This window comes from Streptomyces sp. ISL-10 (genome assembly GCF_018614575.1).
Taxonomy (GTDB): domain Bacteria; phylum Actinomycetota; class Actinomycetes; order Streptomycetales; family Streptomycetaceae; genus Streptomyces.
This window is the reverse complement of record NZ_JAGGOJ010000008.1, coordinates 269,401-283,781: the sequence shown is the minus strand read 5'-3', so window position 1 is coordinate 283,781 and position 14,381 is coordinate 269,401. Positions and strand designations below refer to the sequence as shown.

At 70.2% G+C, this 14,381-nt stretch carries 16 protein-coding genes and 2 pseudogenes; 4 read left to right on the top strand and 14 right to left on the bottom strand.

Going from position 1 to position 14,381, the window contains the following annotated elements; genetic code table 11:
* Window positions 1-434: 434 nt before the first annotated feature.
* On the bottom strand, window positions 435-617 hold the full coding sequence (locus J7E88_RS10140) for a hypothetical protein (RefSeq protein ID WP_215179403.1): 183 nt from the start codon (window positions 615-617) through the stop codon (window positions 435-437).
* Window positions 614-2,959 carry a phosphoketolase family protein gene (locus tag J7E88_RS10135; protein ID WP_215179401.1) on the bottom strand — a complete coding sequence of 782 codons (2,346 nt, stop codon included), beginning with the start codon at window positions 2,957-2,959 and terminating at the stop codon, window positions 614-616. Before J7E88_RS10135 ends, J7E88_RS10140 begins: the two co-directional genes overlap by 4 nt.
* 343 nt (window positions 2,960-3,302) lie before the next feature.
* Here J7E88_RS10135 and J7E88_RS35700 point away from each other — a divergent pair.
* Together J7E88_RS35700 and J7E88_RS10130 are read left to right on the top strand one after the other, a co-directional pair.
* Window positions 3,303-4,136 (top strand): annotated as a pseudogene (locus J7E88_RS35700) (alpha/beta fold hydrolase); the annotation flags it as partial.
* A gap of 175 nt (window positions 4,137-4,311) precedes the next feature.
* Window positions 4,312-4,542, top strand: coding sequence for a hypothetical protein (locus J7E88_RS10130; protein ID WP_215179399.1), 231 nt, complete (start codon window positions 4,312-4,314; stop codon window positions 4,540-4,542).
* Window positions 4,543-4,787: 245 nt separating this feature from the next.
* Here the strand turns inward: J7E88_RS10130 and J7E88_RS10125 are convergent, their stop codons facing one another.
* Window positions 4,788-5,198: a MerR family transcriptional regulator gene (locus J7E88_RS10125; RefSeq protein ID WP_308307449.1), complete on the bottom strand. Its 411-nt coding sequence runs from the start codon at window positions 5,196-5,198 to the stop codon at window positions 4,788-4,790.
* Between the two features lie 414 nt (window positions 5,199-5,612).
* On the opposite strand from J7E88_RS10125, the gene J7E88_RS10120 reads away from it, so the two are divergent.
* Entirely contained in the window at window positions 5,613-7,118 is a 1,506-nt protein-coding gene (locus tag J7E88_RS10120) for a SulP family inorganic anion transporter (RefSeq protein ID WP_251022372.1), read from the top strand.
* A gap of 425 nt (window positions 7,119-7,543) precedes the next feature.
* Here J7E88_RS10120 and J7E88_RS10115 read toward each other — a convergent pair whose 3' ends face one another.
* Window positions 7,544-7,978 carry a hypothetical protein gene (locus J7E88_RS10115; protein ID WP_215179395.1) on the bottom strand — a complete coding sequence of 145 codons (435 nt, stop codon included), beginning with the start codon at window positions 7,976-7,978 and terminating at the stop codon, window positions 7,544-7,546.
* 61 nt (window positions 7,979-8,039) lie between these two features.
* Between J7E88_RS10115 and J7E88_RS10110 the strand changes: the two are divergent.
* Window positions 8,040-8,738, top strand: a pseudogene (locus tag J7E88_RS10110) (helix-turn-helix transcriptional regulator).
* Window positions 8,739-8,818: 80 nt separating this feature from the next.
* Here J7E88_RS10110 and J7E88_RS10105 read toward each other — a convergent pair.
* The 10 genes from J7E88_RS10105 to J7E88_RS10060 all read right to left on the bottom strand — a co-directional run bounded on the left by J7E88_RS10105 (window position 8,819) and on the right by J7E88_RS10060 (window position 14,373).
* A complete protein-coding gene (locus J7E88_RS10105; RefSeq protein ID WP_215179393.1) occupies window positions 8,819-9,238 on the bottom strand; it encodes a gas vesicle protein K in 420 nt (139 codons plus the stop codon).
* Window positions 9,228-9,500: a gas vesicle protein gene (locus J7E88_RS10100; RefSeq protein WP_215179391.1), complete on the bottom strand. Its 273-nt coding sequence runs from the start codon at window positions 9,498-9,500 to the stop codon at window positions 9,228-9,230. The genes J7E88_RS10105 and J7E88_RS10100 overlap by 11 nt, the downstream gene beginning before the upstream one ends.
* Window positions 9,497-10,336, bottom strand: a complete 840-nt coding sequence (locus J7E88_RS10095; RefSeq protein WP_215179389.1) for a GvpL/GvpF family gas vesicle protein — start codon at window positions 10,334-10,336, stop codon at window positions 9,497-9,499. The genes J7E88_RS10100 and J7E88_RS10095 overlap by 4 nt, the downstream gene beginning before the upstream one ends.
* The gene (locus tag J7E88_RS10090; protein ID WP_215179387.1) at window positions 10,333-10,776 is read right to left on the bottom strand and encodes a gas vesicle protein; all 444 of its coding nucleotides are present in this window, start codon (window positions 10,774-10,776) and stop codon (window positions 10,333-10,335) included. Before J7E88_RS10090 ends, J7E88_RS10095 begins: the two co-directional genes overlap by 4 nt.
* A 27-nt stretch (window positions 10,777-10,803) precedes the next feature.
* Window positions 10,804-11,862: an SRPBCC family protein gene (locus tag J7E88_RS10085; protein ID WP_215179385.1), complete on the bottom strand. Its 1,059-nt coding sequence runs from the start codon at window positions 11,860-11,862 to the stop codon at window positions 10,804-10,806.
* Window positions 11,859-12,458 carry a hypothetical protein gene (locus J7E88_RS10080; RefSeq protein WP_215179384.1) on the bottom strand — a complete coding sequence of 200 codons (600 nt, stop codon included), beginning with the start codon at window positions 12,456-12,458 and terminating at the stop codon, window positions 11,859-11,861. The genes J7E88_RS10085 and J7E88_RS10080 overlap by 4 nt, the downstream gene beginning before the upstream one ends.
* A 36-nt stretch (window positions 12,459-12,494) precedes the next feature.
* Window positions 12,495-12,746: a gas vesicle protein GvpG gene (locus tag J7E88_RS10075; RefSeq protein WP_215179383.1), complete on the bottom strand. Its 252-nt coding sequence runs from the start codon at window positions 12,744-12,746 to the stop codon at window positions 12,495-12,497.
* 25 nt (window positions 12,747-12,771) lie between these two features.
* Window positions 12,772-13,485, bottom strand: coding sequence for a GvpL/GvpF family gas vesicle protein (locus J7E88_RS10070; protein ID WP_215179382.1), 714 nt, complete (start codon window positions 13,483-13,485; stop codon window positions 12,772-12,774).
* A gap of 3 nt (window positions 13,486-13,488) precedes the next feature.
* A complete protein-coding gene (locus J7E88_RS10065) occupies window positions 13,489-13,941 on the bottom strand; it encodes a gas vesicle structural protein GvpA (protein WP_215179381.1) in 453 nt (150 codons plus the stop codon).
* Window positions 13,942-14,010: 69 nt separating this feature from the next.
* Complete coding sequence (locus J7E88_RS10060; RefSeq protein ID WP_215179380.1) at window positions 14,011-14,373, bottom strand: gas vesicle protein; 363 nt, start codon at window positions 14,371-14,373, stop codon at window positions 14,011-14,013.
* Between the last annotated feature and the right edge of the window lie 8 nt (window positions 14,374-14,381).

Genomic DNA, 14,381 nt, shown 5'->3' with positions numbered 1-14,381 from the left:
CCGGCGCGGGCCGCCGCCGGTCCACCGCGTGAGCGCCTGCGTGTCCCATCAGAGGCCCCTGCGGCCATGGGTCGCCGGTGGACACATGTGAGGGTCCGCCTCACTGGAGGCAGCACGGGCACGCGACATCGACCCCGAATCGGGGACACCGCGGTCGTCGTCGGGCGAGTGAGGGGAGCCGGTACCGCCGTCACCGTGCGGCCGGACCCGGACGCAGACATCCGCTGGGTCGATGCGCTGGTCGACGACTTGGTACGCACCCGGCAGGCCGATCCCGACCGGCTGTACGCCGTGGGATTCTCCAACGGGGCTCGATGGCCCTGGGGGTGGCCGCGCAGCGTCCGGAACGGCCGGCGGGAGCGGCCTCGGTCGTCGGCCGACTGCCGCGGGGAATGCGGCGGTCGAACCCAGTGGCGCGAGCCAGTTCTGATCATCTATGGAGCGGACGATCCGGTGCGCCCGGGTCGGGCCGGCCCGACCCCTTCCGGCGAGGAACCGATCACGCCGACGATGTCGGCGCGTGCCGGCGCCGAACCCTTCGCGGCCGCAGTCGGGGGCGTGTGACGAGGGGGCGGCACCTCGCGCAGGAAGTCGGCGATCAGGTCAGCGTCGTTCATGACTGCCACCTCCATTCGGTGATCTCGGCGGGGTCGACACCGGTACGCCTCAGTTCCTCGCGCAGCCGGTCGCGGTGCCGTGCGTAGGAGGCGGCGAGGTCGCCGGCGGTAGCGGACCGTCCGCGTAGATGGCCCAGCGCGGTGATGGCCAGATCGTGCCGCGAGGTGCCGTTGCTCGCGAGCAGGTCGTACGGGGTGGTGGTCGTGCCCTCCTCCACGTATCCGCGGACGTGGAAGCGATCCGGCTGCGGCCGGCCGTGGAGCAGTTGGTGAACGGCCGACGGGTAGCCGTGGAAGTTGAAGACCACGGGCGTCCCCGTGCCGAAGAGCGCGCGGAACTCCGGGTCCGGCATGCCGTGCGGATGCCGTCCGGGTGCGGCGAGGGTGCACAGGTCGACGACGTTGACGACGCGGACGCGTGCGTCGGGCAGGTCGCGGCGCAGCAGTTCGGCGGCGGCGAGGGTTTCGACGGTGGGGATGCCGCCCGCGCAGGCCAGGACCAGTTCGGGGTCCTCGCCGTCGTGGGTGGAGGCCCATTGCCAGATCGAGGCTCCGGCCTCGCAGTGCCGGCGGGCGCTGTCGAGGTCGAGCCATTGCGCTGCGGTGTGCTTGCCCGCCACGACCAGGTTGATGCGACCGGTGTCGGCCATCAGGCGTTCCATGGTCACAAGCAGTGTGTTCGCATCGGGCGGCAGATGGACGCCGGTGACCGTGGCCTTCTTGGTGAGCAGGTTGTTGATGAATCCGGGGCCCTGGTGGCTGTAGCCGTTGTGTTCCTGCCGCCAGCCTTCGCTGGTCAGCAGGTACGTGAGGCTGCTGACGGGTGCGCGCCACGGCACTTCGCCCGACATCTTCAGCCACTTGGCGTACTGGTTGAGCATGCTGTCGACGATGGAGGCGAAGGCCTCGTACGTCGGGAAGAGGCCGTGGCGGCCTGTCAGGAGGTATCCCTGGAGCCAGCCCTGACAGTTGTGTTCGGAGAGCACCTCCATGATCCGACCGTCTCGGGAGAGGTTTTCCGCGTACTGGTCGACGGGCCAGACGTAGGAGCGGCCGCTGGCGTCGAGGACGGCGTCGAGCTTGTTGGAGGCGAGTTCGTCCGGGGACATGATGCGGAAGTCCCGGGTCGCCTCCGTCCTGCGCATGATGTCGGTGAGCCAGTCGGCGAGCACCCGGTTCGGGCTCGCGGAGGCCGCGCCGGGCCCGTCCGTCACGTCGACGGCGTACGGCTCCAGTGGTGGCAGGTCCAGTGGGCGGCGCAGCCGGCCGCCGTCGGCCGCGGGCTGCATGCCGAGGCGTCGCTCGCCCTCGGGGCAGCACTGCAGGACCTCCGGCTGGGGCCGCCCCTGGTCGTCGAACAGTTCCTGTGGTGCGTACGACTTCAGCCACGCTTCCAGGGCCTGCAGTTGTTGCGGGTCGTCGTGGACGCCTTCCAGGGGCACTTGGTGGGCGTGGAAGGTGCCTTCGATGGGCTTGCCCCGCACCTCCGCAGGCGCGCCCTGTCCCTTGAGGCTGCGCAGGACGATCATCGGCCAGGCCGGACGTTCGGGCATGTCGCCCGACCGGGCACGGCGCTGGAGGTCCCGGACGGCGGCGTGGGCGTCGCGGACCGCTTCGGCGACGGGTTCGCCCTCGGGGCCCGCCGTGACGTCGACGATGCGGGGGGCCCAGCCGTAGCCGCGGAACAGCGCGATCAGTTCGTCGTCGGACATGGTGGAGAACAGCGTGGGCGAGGAGATCTTGTAGCCGTTCAGGTGCAGGAAGGGCAGGACAGCACCGCTGGTTGCGGGGTCGAGGAACTTGGTGGAGTGCCACGCCGCCGCGGTCGGCCCGGTCTCGGCCTCGCCGTCTCCGACGATGCAGGCCACCAGGCGGTCGGGGGCGTCCAGGGCCGCTCCGAACGCGGTGGACAGTGCGTAGCCGAGTTCACCGCCCTCGTGGAGGGTGCCGGGCAGTGCGGGAGAGAGGTGGCTGGGAAAGCCGTCGGGTGCGCAATACCTGCGGGCGAGTTCGCGCAGGCCCTGCTCGGTGCGGGCCAGGGCCGGGTCGTAGTGCTCATGGGTGCCCTCCAGCCACAGGTTGGCGTGGTTGGCCGGGGCGCCGTGTCCCGGTCCGGTCACCAGGAGCACATCGGCGTCGCTCTCCTTGACCAGGGTGTTGAGTGCCGCATACACCATGGTGATGCCGGGACAGGACCCCCAGTGGCCGAGCAGCCTCGGTTTGAGGTGCTCCCGGCGCAGCGGCTCCCGCAGCAGGACGTTGCCCTGGAGGAAGATCAGCGCGGCGGCGATGTAGTCCGCCGCACGACGGTATGCCTGTGTCCCGTTGTGCTCCGACCGCATACGGACAGCCCTTCTTGTCGTCGCGGTCATTGGCTGTACCCGGTTCACCAGGCTTTACGCCCCAGCTGAGCGCGTTCGGACGAAGGCGCCTCGCAGGCCGAACTCTCACGCTGAGGTTCAGGTCGAGGTGGGGAAAACGAACCGCACGTCGGTCATCGTTTCTCCGCCGCCCTGACCGGCCGGGTCTGCGCCGTCATCGCCCCTGTGCCGGACGCCGTCGAACGGGGCCGGCCTCTGGCGTGCGCGGTGCTCGCGCTGAACGAGCAAGCGGCGTCGCGGTCGTAGCACGCATGGGCGAAGAACTCGGTTGCTCTGCACGAACACCGTTGGCAGGGTGTCGGCGGTGCCTGCCTTCTCCGCGCAGGCCGGAACCCAGCTCGCGTATCAGGTCTTCGGAGAGGGCCCTCCGGTGGTCTGCCTGCCGGGGGACCTCAGGATTCCGCCTACCTCGGGAACCTGGGCGGCCTGTCCGCGCACCGGCGGTTGATCCGGGTGGACCTCCGGGGCACCGGGCAGTCGGCGATGCCGCAGGACATCGCCTCCTGCCGCTGCGACCGGCTCGTCGACGACGTGGAGGCCCTGCGCGAGCACCTCGGCCTCGACCGGATGGACCTGCTCGCGCACTGCGCCGGCGCGAATCTGGCCGCGCCTGTATGCGCACCGGCATCCGGAACGCGTGGGCAGGCTCGCGCTGATCACGCCGAGCGTCAGAGCCGTCGTCCTGACGAGCCCCGGAGACCTACGGCTCGAGACCGCTCTGCTCCGCCGGGACGAGCCATGGTTCCCGGCGGCGTTCGCGGTCGTGGAGGCGGTCGTGTCCGAAAGGGCCACCGGGCGCAGCCGACAGGCCATCGCACCGTTCTCCTACGGCCCTTGGGATGTTGCGACCCGGGATTCACCAGGCGGCCGAGGGGGGAACAGGCGAACCGCGAGGTGGTGGCTGCCTCCGGTGCCGAAGGGCTTACGACCCGGCCGGCAACCGCACCGCGCTCGCCCGGCTCGCGCCTCCAGTGCCCCTGCTCGCCGGGGAGTTCGACCTGGGGGCTCCGGCGCGGACGACGGCCGAGTTCGCCGGGCTGTTCCCGAACGCCAACTCGTTGTCCAGCACGGAGCGGGGCACTTCCCGTGGCTGGACGACCCCGGCTCTTGCGTGGCGACCACCGCGAAGTTCCCGGGCCGAGAGGCGACCGCTCAACCGCCTGTTCATGATGCTGACTCCGCTGATAGGCGATCAGCGGCCGACACGGCCGTTGGTGTGAACCGCGGTCTTCGCCGTGGCGGCTACGGCGCAGGGCCGCCGACGGCTGGTTACGGTCTGGCTTTCCCGTCAGTGGACCGAGAGGAAGGCAACCATGAGCAGCAGCGAGACCGGCCAGGTCACCGGCACCAAGGACAAGGACTACAACTTGATCTGGTACATCGAGGCGTGCCTGAGCAACGCGCTGCGGATGGAGACCTACATCCAGGACGCGGAACGCGACAACGACACCGAGATCATGGAGTTGTTCCGCAAGGCCCAGGCCGACAGCCGTAAGGGCGCCGAGATGGGCAAAGCTTTGCTGCGTACGCGACTGGGCAGCTGACACCCCGCAGAAGGGGCCCGTGGCGGAGGCACGACCGGGGCTGAGGGCCCCTCAGTCGACGTCGACGCCGGCGTGGTCGACTCATGGACTCCGGGAGGTCTGCGGAAGCGTGATGGCCGGAAGGCCCGGCCCGGCCGGGCCTTCCGGGGCCGCGGGGTCAGGTGTCCATCCTGCTGGAGCTGCATGTCCGCCGGTCCAGCAGGTGACGAACTGCCGCGTTTCTCCGGTGAAGGCCTTGCCGTCCGTCAGGTCGCGGCAGGGGCGCTCCGCTCCAGGCGCCCGCGCAGCGTGGCGGCGAAGTCCTCGGCGCGCTCCAGCTGAACGCGCAGGTCCGCGACACGCGCCGTGGCGGCACGCTCGTATGCACGCACCCGCTCCAACAGCTCCTCACTCTCCTCCGGGGCCGGGGGCTCGGCGGCGTCGAGACAGTCGATCGCCTGGAGCAGGTCGCGCATCTGGTCGAGGGTGAAGCCCAGCGGCTTCATCCGGCGGACCACCATGAGACGGGCCACGTCGGACTCGGTGTAGAGACGGAAGCCGCCCTGCGAGCGGGCCGAGGGGATGACCAGGCCGGTCTCTTCGTAGTGGCGGATGGTGCGTAGAGAGAGCTCGGTCCGCGCGGCGACCTCGCCGATCTGCATGTGCTCACTGCTCACCTGGTGCGCCCTCTCGCGGTGCGGCGCCGCCAGTGACGGCCGCCTGCCATCTCTACCCTAACGTTAGGGTAGAGTAAAGAAGGGTCGAGGGCCCGGCGCCCTCCTTTGTCCCGGTGCGGGCCCGCATCCCGCACCGTCAGCCGTGTCGGGGCCGACGACGCCCCCGGCGAAGACCACCGAGCCCGTAGGAGCGCGCGCATGTCCATGGTGCCTGCCGCCGCTGCCTGCCCGCCGTGATCCGCCGCACCTGACCAGCACCTCCGCGGGCCGACTGCCCCCGGGGCCCGCTGTGCCGCCCTCCAAGACCTCCTGCCCGTACTGCTTCGCGCGGGCCCGCACGGGCCGTCCGGCCCCATGCGTCTCTCTCCGCACGCCCGCCCGCGGTGTGCCCGAGCACGACAGGTAACTGCTTCGTTGTCCTCCCCCGTTCTGTCTCCCGCCGCGCGGCTGCGCAGCCTGCGCCCCGTCTGGCTCACGGATCCGAGAGTGTGGCGCACCGAGGTGCTGGCCGGCCTGGTGGTCGCACTCGCGCTGGTCCCGGAAGCGATCTCCTTCTCGATCATCGCCGGAGTCGACCCGGCCATCGGCCTGTTCGCCAGCTTCACCATGGCCGTGGTGATCTCCGTCGTGGGCGGACGACGGGCGATGATCTCCGCCGCGACCGGCGCCGTCGCACTCGTGATCGCGCCGCTGAACCGTGAGCACGGGCTGGGCTACCTGATCGCCGCCGTCATCCTGGCCGGCGTCTTCCAGATCGCCCTCGGCGCGCTCGGGGTGGCGAAGCTGATGCGCTTCGTCCCCCGCTCGGTGATGGTCGGCTTCGTCAACGCCCTCGCCGTCCTCATCTTCATGGCGCAGATCCCCGAGATGCGGAACGTGCCCTGGGCGGTCTATCCGCTGATCATCGGCGGCCTGGCGATGATGGTGTTCTTCCCGAGGATCACCACCGTCGTCCCGGCCCCGCTGGTCTCCATCGTCATCCTCACCGTCATCACGGTGGGCGCGGGGATCGCGGTGCCGACCGTCGGCGACAAGGGCGCCCTGCCCTCCTCGCTGCCGGTGCCGGGCCTTCCCGACGTGCCGTTCACGCTCGACACCCTGGCCACCATCGCCCCCTACGCCTTCGCCATGGCGCTGGTCGGCCTGATGGAGTCGCTGATGACCGCGAAGCTCGTCGACGACATCACCGACAGCCACTCCAGCAAGACCCGCGAGTCCATCGGCCAGGGCATCGCCAACATCGTCACGGGGTTCTTCGGCGGCATGGGCGGCTGCGCGATGATCGGCCAGACGATGATCAACGTGAAGGTGTCCGGCGCCCGTACGCGCCTGTCCACCTTCCTGGCCGGTGCGTTCCTGATGGTGCTGTGCATCGTCTTCGGGCCGATCGTCTCCGACATCCCCATGGCCGCACTGGTCGCCGTCATGGTCATGGTGTCGTTCGCGACCTTCGACTGGCACTCCGTCTCCCCCAAGACCCTCAAGCGGATGCCCGCGGGTGAGATCACCGTCATGGTCGTCACCGTCGCCTGCGTCGTGGCCACGCACAATCTCGCGATCGGAGTCGTCGTCGGCGCGCTCACCGCGATGGTGGTCTTCGCCAAGCGCGTCGCCCGCCTCGCCGACGTCACGGCTGTCACCGACCCCGACGGCACGAGCGTGGTCTACCGGGTGACGGGTGAACTGTTCTTCGCGTCCTCCAACGACCTGGTCGGCCGGTTCGACTACGCCGGCGACCCCGGCAGGGTCGTCATCGACCTGTCGGCGGCCCACATCTGGGACGCCTCCTCCGTCGCCGCCCTGGACGCCATCGAGACCAAGTACGCCCAGCGCGGCAAGAGCGTGGAGATCATCGGGCTGAACGAGCCGAGCGCCGACCTTCACAAGACGCTCAGCGGCGAACTCACCGGCAGCCACTGACCGACAGCCCCCACCGACGCGACGGCCGCCACCCGGGTGATCCGGACGGCGGCCGTCGCGTTTCCTGACGCTCAGCTGCTGCCACGGGCTCGTGACCTCATTCGCCTCCCCGCCGCCGGCAACGGCACCGCGTCAGTGGGGGGACGTGGCGCGTCTGAGTCGTCGAGGGTGATGCGGTACAGCGTGTGCTCGCCGCGGAGCACGAGCCGACCCGCCTCGGCCTGCCTCGCCTGGCCCGGTCTGCGTCCGCGTCACGGGCGCGCGCCCCCGTGCGCCCGGGCAGCGGCCGGGAAGCCGTTTGGGCGGGGAGGCGACTGTTGTCCTCTGACCTATTAGGCCGGCCCGGCTTCCGGGGCCGACGGCGGGGTCGCCATGGCGTTCAAAGGCGGCCGCTGCCCTGAGGCACCGACCGCCTGTCCTGACGTTCAGCGGGACTGACGATTGCCGTGGTAGCGCTCGGCGAGCCTGGCGAGGGCGACGGCGCCGAGGAGCAGTCCGAAGTCACGCAGCGCGATGTCGTAGTGCCCGGGGATGGTCAGCAGGTTGACGATGATTCCGGCGAGCCATCCGGCCACCAGCCAGCCGCCGAACCGCGGCGCCAGGGCGACGACGAGGCCTGCCACGATCTCGATGACGCCCACGGCGTACATCGCGGCCTGAGCGCTGCCCGGAACGATGTCGTCGATCCAGGGGGCGAGGTAAGTCGGCCAGTCGACAAGCAGGTTGGCGAACTTGTCCAGCCCGAACAGGATCGGCGCCACGGTGAACCCGGTGCGCAGGATGACGAAGGCTTGATAGCCGGGGTCGGTGAACACGGCCCGCCGAGCGACGGCGGACCTTGTGCTGGATGTGGATGACATGACGCCTCCCTCTATCAACAACTTTCACTATCGATAGAAGCGCGCCTCGGCTCTTTAGTCAATGGATGTTGGTTTTACACTGGTGTACGTGGACCACCCCAAGGACGCATCCCACGCCGACGTCTCCGCCGTCGCCGCCCTCGAGGAGCCGACCCGCAGGAGGCTCTACGACCACGTCGTGCACCAGTCGGGCCCGGTCAGCCGCGACGCGGTCGGCCGCGGCCCTCGGCCTGCCGCGGCCGACCGCGGCATTCCATCTGGACCGTCTCGCCGACGCGTCACTGCTCGACGTGGTCTACGAGCGGCGCAGCGGACGCTCAGGACCGGGTGCGGGGCGGCCGGCCAAGCTCTACCGCCGATCCACGAAGCAAGTCGCCGTGAGCCTGCCCGAGCGGCAGTACGAACTGGCCGGACGGCTCCTCGCCCAGGCCGTTGAGGAAGCCGAGGCCACCGGCGAGCCGGTCCGGGCCGCGCTGCACCGCCGAGCCCACGATCACGGCAAGCGGCTGGCCGAACAGGGCGCCACCGGGATCGTCGACATGCTGGAGCGCCACGGATTCGAGCCGAGGAACGAGGACGATGCCATGGTCCTCGGCAACTGCCCTTCCACGCACTGGCACGCGAACACACCGAAACCGTCAGCGGCATGAACCTCCACCTGCTGCGCGGCGTCCTGGAAGGGCTGGACGAGACCGAGCTCGAAGCGTGCCTGGACCCCGCTCCCGGCCGGTGCTGCGTACGCCTGCGGCCCAGAGCATGATTCCGCCGTTGCCGCGACGGCTCGGGAGCGACGCAGTCGCCCCAGCCGGTTGTGGCGACGCAATCCGGGTCACCGTGCCGTCATCCCCGTGCCTCCGGCGGCGGGAGCAGGCTGCCGAGGGGGCCGAGGTCGAGGTTCAGCTCGTCCATCGTGAGGCCGTAGCGGGAGCAGAGCTGGATCATCCGGTCGTGCAGGACCATGAGGGTCGTTCCGAGGCGTTCTTCCTCCTCCTCGGCGAGATCACCGGCGTCCACCCGGTGCAGTGCCTGACGCTCCATGAGCTGGCGCAGGAGCTCGACGAGTGTGAGGACCAGCTTCATCAGGTCACGTTCCACCGTGTCGGGGTCCGTATTGATGCGGTGGGTGGGCACCGAGGGGCGCGGGCTGCCCGTCGGCGGGAACTCGCGCGGGGCGGCGGGCAGGACGCGGAAGGCCCGGGCCGCGGCGTCGGCGAGTTCCTGGTACCGGTCGGCAGGGCGGCGGAGCGGGTCAGCGGGCATGGCGGTCCGGAGGCGGAGACGAAGGCGGGAGAGGAAGCGGACGGCGGTCCCAGGGGGAGGGGTTCTCGGCGCTGATGGACACGATCAGGGCACGCAGAGAGATACGGACCAGGTCGATGTCCGCGATGGACAGTGTGATGTCGCCGGTGACCACGACGCCGCTGGTGAGCAGGCGGTCCAGCAGGTCGATCAGGGCGATCTGCCGACCGGGGAGAGGAGCGGGACTCCCGGTGGTGGGCGGGTGGGCCCCCTCGCTCGTCATCCGGTCGTCGCCTCCGTGTCCTCCTGATCCCCCAGGCCACTGCCGGCGCCCGTCTCGTCGGGCGCTGCAGCCGCGAAGGAGTACGGCGCCCATGGTCCGGTGATCTCCGTCCGGACCAGCTCCGCGCCCTCGTCCGCCTGCCGTACGGCCGCGAGGAAGGCGTCGGACATGTCGGTGGCCACGAGGTAGGCGTCGTTGGCGATGTTCTCGAGCAGCCCCTCCGCCAGTGCCCCCTGCTGCACACGGTGACGGGTGTGCTCGACGGCGCGGGCCGCGGCCGCGGCATGGATGCGCTGCGCCGCCTCCAGAGCCTCCTGGTACGCGCGGTCCCGGGTGTGCTGTTCGTGCCGGCGGCCGCGCAGGTAGGCCCGGCCAGGGCTCAGCTCCGTGGCGGGCTCGTCCGGGGCGCCGCCCGGACCACCGGTCGCGGGAGGGACGAAGAAGACCTTGACGCCCCACTCCACGTGGCGGCCGAGCCGGGCCAGTCGGGGCAGGAAGGCGGCCCGGCCCGCCGCCAGCATGGTGCGGATTCCCTCGTCGTCGCGGTAGATCGTGCCGAGCCGCAAGGGGAGCACGGTGGTCCGCGCGGTCACGGCGTCGACGACGCCGTGATGAGCGCGGGCCACGGACTCCAGCCACGCGAGGTCCTCCAAGTGGGCGGCCAGGGGCGCCTCTTCGAAATCGGCTGACGGCACGTCGCTGACCACCGCGGCCACGTCCTGGTCCGTCACGACGCGGACGGCCGCGTCGTAGACGCCTCGCAGGCCGGCCACCGCGTCATGCAGCTCTGTCGTCGCAGCGGCGACACCGTACAGATAGCCGACCGTCTCGCTCATGGTTCCTCTCCCCGTGGCCGACGCGCGCGCGGCTCCTCCGGGCGGGCCGCGCGTGGTCGTGGTTCGGGGGCCTCTTCGTCGAGGCGTTCGGACGCCGCGAGCGCCTGCGTGTCGCGCAATACGGCGATCTCCTCCCGCAGCCGCCGGTTCTCCTCTGCAAGTCCGGGCCGGTCAACGGCGCGGGAGGACAGTGCCGGGTCGTGCTCCCACCAGTCGATGCCCATTTCCTTGGCCTTGTCGACCGAGGCCACCAACAGCCGCAGTTTGATGGTCAGGAGCTCGATGTCGAGGAGGTTGATGCGGATGTCCCCCACGATGACGATGCCTTTGTCCAGTACACGCTCCAGGATGTCGGCCAGGTTGGCCGATGAGCCCTGCCCGTACGGCGGTGTGGCTCGTGAGGGGAACGAGCCGAGGTTGCTGGAGACGGGTTCCGTCACGGCCGGTCGACCTCCCTTCGCGGGGGCTCAGCGCCGGGCCGCGGCTCGGCGGCTCGGGCGTTCGTCCTCGTGCGGCTCCTCGTACGGCTCCTCCTCGTCCTCGTAGGCCCTGTCCTCGTCCGTGTCGTACGGATCACGCCGGTCGTGGGGCTCGTGCTCCTCCGCGGCCCCTTCGTCGTCCTCGTCCTCGTCGGCCCAGTCCCCCTCCGCCTCCTCGCCTTCTTCCGCTTCGCGCCGGTCCCGGACCTTCTCGTCCTCTTCCTCGCCCTCGTCGCCGCCGCGCACCACCTCGCCGTCACGGATCTCACCGCGCCATCCTTCGGCCGGCTCGTCCTGGAAGGTGACGAACTTGCGGAACAGCTTGAGGTCCAGCCGGGCACGCCTGCCCTGGGCGCGTACCAGGTTCCCCGTCTTCTCCACGAGCCCCTTCGGGAAGTACTCCAGCACCAGGAGCACCTTGGTCAGGTTGTCGCCCAGCGGATGGAAGGTGACCACGCCCTTGGTGGTGCCCTTGGCGCCCTCCGACGTCCAGACGATCCGCTCGTCCGGAATCTGCTCGACGATTTTCGCCTTCCAGCTGCGATTGGCCTTGGCGACTTTCACCTGCCAGTTCGTCGTCGTCTCATCGGACTGTTCGACGTTGACGACGCCTTTGGAGAAGCGGCTGAACTGCTGGAACTGGGTCCACTGGTCGTATGTCTGCCGTACGGGCACCCCTACGTCGACGTCCTCGACGATGACGACGCTCTTCCCTCTGGTCTCCCCCTTGCCGCCGCCCTTGCCGACCTTGCCGAGCAGGCCGGACACCTGATCCTTCACGCCCCCCGCCAGGTGGGACAGGGCCGCCGAGACCGCGGCGCCCCGGGGCGATTTCCCCTCGCCGAGCGCCTGGCCCCCCTTGGACAGCATGCCGAGAGCGCTGCCGAGGGAGTTGCCGGGGTCGCCCAGCTGCCGGGTCGCCTCTCCGAGGCGCTCTCCCAGGCCGGTGACGGCCTTCTCGGCCCTGGCCTCCAGGTATCGCTGCAGTTCCTCCTTGAGCCGGGTGCCGGCATCGCCGGCCACGCCGGTACGTCCGCTGCCGGTCATGCCTCGGACCTCCTCTTCTCGCGTGTGCCACCCGTCTCGCTCCGGCTGCCCCGCGTCCGCTCCCGGTCACGCTCCGCGGCGGAGCGCCGCGGCCGGTCGGCCCGGGCTGCGGATTCGCCGGACTTGGGACGCGATGCGGACTTTGCGGGCCTGTCCGAGCGGGCTTGCGCGGGCTGCCGCTTGCCGGTGCGAGGGGCAGGGCGGCTCTCCGGCTCGTCCTCGTCCCCGTTCTCTCCGCCGTCCGTCCTCGGCTCGTCCGAGACGTCCTGCCTCCGCCTCCCCCGCTTCTCCTTCTCCCCCTCCGAGGTCTCCTGGCGCATGCCGAGGGTGCGCTCATGCAACGAATCCGCCAGCCGGTCCGCCCGGGCCGCCACGGCTGTGGCGGCGGCTTCCTTGCCGGCGGTCAGCAGCTCGTCCCGGATCTGGTCCCTGAGCTCGCCCACGGCGGGCGAGCCCATGACCAGGGCCGAGACCTTCTTGGGGTCGATCTTCTTCCTGAGCGTCCACGTCGCCAGGGCGATGGCGACCTTGCCTTTCCTGGTCCGTCCGAGCACATACCCGCTGAGCAGTGCCGCGCCCGTCATCGTCTTCGTCATCGTTGGAAGTCCTCCTCACACCTCATGGCTGAACACCTATGGCTGACGGCCTTCCCAAAAGCTCCGGATCTCGTCGAGCCGGTCCAGCAGCTCGTCCTCGCGTCTGTCGAAGGTCTCCTGATCGATGCGGCCGGCGAGGAGATCCTGCTCCAGCTCCCCGAGTGCCCGGATGACCGGTCCTTCGTCGTAGTACTCGCGTTCCGCGACCTCGGTGACGCGCCGCACCACCCAGCCGACGCCCCGTACCGGGGCGAGGGGCAGGGTGAGCAGCTGACTCAGTACGCCCATGACCGGATGGCTCCCTCACGGCTGTCTAGACGAAGCTGTACGGCGGAAGCGGGCCGCGAAGTCTGAAGTCGAAGTCCTCGCCGTGCTGCTCGGCCAGTCCGGTCTCCCTGGCGACGAACTCCTCCGTGCGTTCCTGCTCGACGAGGAAGGAGACGCTGAGGAAGTCGTCACCGGATGCCACCGACTGCTGGATCTCCCGTGCCGAGGGACGCAGGGCCTCGATGATCCCGGATGCGTAGGTCTCGTGGCGGACCCTGACCTCGTCGGCGACCAGCTCTCCCAGCGCCACCTTCAGATCCTGGCCGCCGCGGCCCGCACGGATCTCCTCGTTCATGCGGCGCGCGTCGTCGGACTGCCGCAGCACTTCGCGCAGGAGCGCTTCCTCGTCGCAGGACACCTTCAGATGGAACTCGGTGCAGCCTTCCACGGCCTTGAGCCGCTCCTGGTAGGCGTCGGTGCGTTCCTCCATCGTGTCCCGGACTGTCTCCTCGTCCGGTGCCAGGGCGCCGAAACGCAGGGGCAGCACGGTCCCCTGCTCCATCAGGTTCTCCAGGGCAGCCACGTGTGCCAGTACGTCGCGGCGCTTGGCGCGCAGTTCGTCCGGTGCGTCACTGATCACGGCGGCCAGTGACGTGCCCTTGACGATCCGCAGCGGTTGCGGTGGATCTCCGACGCCGGTGACGCCGTCGAGGCGCAGTGGGTGGGTCGCCGCCGTGATCGCGTAGACGTAGACGGACATGGCTCACTCTTCCCGGTGCTTGGGGGGCCGTCGCGGCGGCCGTGTACGCTCGCGTTCCTCGACCGGTTCCGGCTCTTCCTCGCGCTCGTCGTCGCGGCCCTTGCGGAAGGACTCCGAGAAGGCCTCGACCGCCCCGGTGAGGGCTCCCTTGCTCTTGCCGCGGGCTCCGTCCTCCGTGATCTCGCCGACCAGGTCGGGCAGCTGCGCCGGTGCCTTGCGTCCCGTTTCCAGGTCGAGGCGGTTGCAGGCCTCCGCGAAGCGCAGATACGTGTCCACGCTTGCCACCACGACGCGGGCGTCCACCTTGAGGATCTCTATGCCCACGAGGGACACGCGGGCGAAGACGTCGATGACCAGTCCGCGGTCCAGGATCAGTTCCAGCACGTCGTAAAGCGACGAGGAGCCGCCGCCGCCACGTGCGACGCCGCCTCCCCCGCCTTGTGGCACCACCGTCATGGTGCCTCCTCTCGGGGGACCGCGACGCTTGGACGCCCGGCCCCGGTCTGTCCGTTCGGTGCGGAGGCTTCAGGTACGTGGGTCGATCTGCCCCCGCGTATAGCGACGGATCCGCTCGTACTCCAACAGCTCGCCGTCCGCGTCCAGTGTCACGCGGTAGCTGGCCAGCACGCTGGTCGTGTCGGGGATCCTTTCGAGCTCCAGGACCTCCACCTCGGCCTCCCACCCCTCGTCGGTGGGCCGGAGGGCCGAAATGGACTCCGGCACTCTGCCCAGCAGCTCCTTCAACTGGCCCGCAGCGGAACGCATCGCCTTCGGAGCGGACAGTCGTTGACGGGACCCCTGGCCTTCGTCGCGGCGAGCCTCGCGCCGGCGCTCTTCGCGCGGGTCGTCGTCGGGGTGGTGTCCGTGGGCCTGTCGCTCCGGAGACATCGCACTCT

Coding starts and splice junctions, on each gene's coding strand:
- J7E88_RS10065 (WP_215179381.1), bottom strand. CDS start 13,941: ATGACGGTGGTGCCACAAGGCGGGGGAGGCGGCGTCGCACGTGGCGGC.
- J7E88_RS10080 (WP_215179384.1), bottom strand. CDS start 12,458: ATGACGAAGACGATGACGGGCGCGGCACTGCTCAGCGGGTATGTGCTC.
- J7E88_RS10140 (WP_215179403.1), bottom strand. CDS start 617: ATGAACGACGCTGACCTGATCGCCGACTTCCTGCGCGAGGTGCCGCCC.
- J7E88_RS10100 (WP_215179391.1), bottom strand. CDS start 9,500: ATGACGAGCGAGGGGGCCCACCCGCCCACCACCGGGAGTCCCGCTCCT.
- J7E88_RS10085 (WP_215179385.1), bottom strand. CDS start 11,862: ATGACCGGCAGCGGACGTACCGGCGTGGCCGGCGATGCCGGCACCCGG.
- J7E88_RS10135 (WP_215179401.1), bottom strand. CDS start 2,959: ATGCGGTCGGAGCACAACGGGACACAGGCATACCGTCGTGCGGCGGAC.
- J7E88_RS10060 (WP_215179380.1), bottom strand. CDS start 14,373: ATGTCTCCGGAGCGACAGGCCCACGGACACCACCCCGACGACGACCCG.
- J7E88_RS10105 (WP_215179393.1), bottom strand. CDS start 9,238: ATGCCCGCTGACCCGCTCCGCCGCCCTGCCGACCGGTACCAGGAACTC.
- J7E88_RS10130 (WP_215179399.1), top strand. CDS start 4,312: ATGAGCAGCAGCGAGACCGGCCAGGTCACCGGCACCAAGGACAAGGAC.
- J7E88_RS10070 (WP_215179382.1), bottom strand. CDS start 13,485: ATGTCCGTCTACGTCTACGCGATCACGGCGGCGACCCACCCACTGCGC.
- J7E88_RS10095 (WP_215179389.1), bottom strand. CDS start 10,336: ATGAGCGAGACGGTCGGCTATCTGTACGGTGTCGCCGCTGCGACGACA.
- J7E88_RS10115 (WP_215179395.1), bottom strand. CDS start 7,978: ATGTCATCCACATCCAGCACAAGGTCCGCCGTCGCTCGGCGGGCCGTG.
- J7E88_RS10075 (WP_215179383.1), bottom strand. CDS start 12,746: ATGGGCGTACTGAGTCAGCTGCTCACCCTGCCCCTCGCCCCGGTACGG.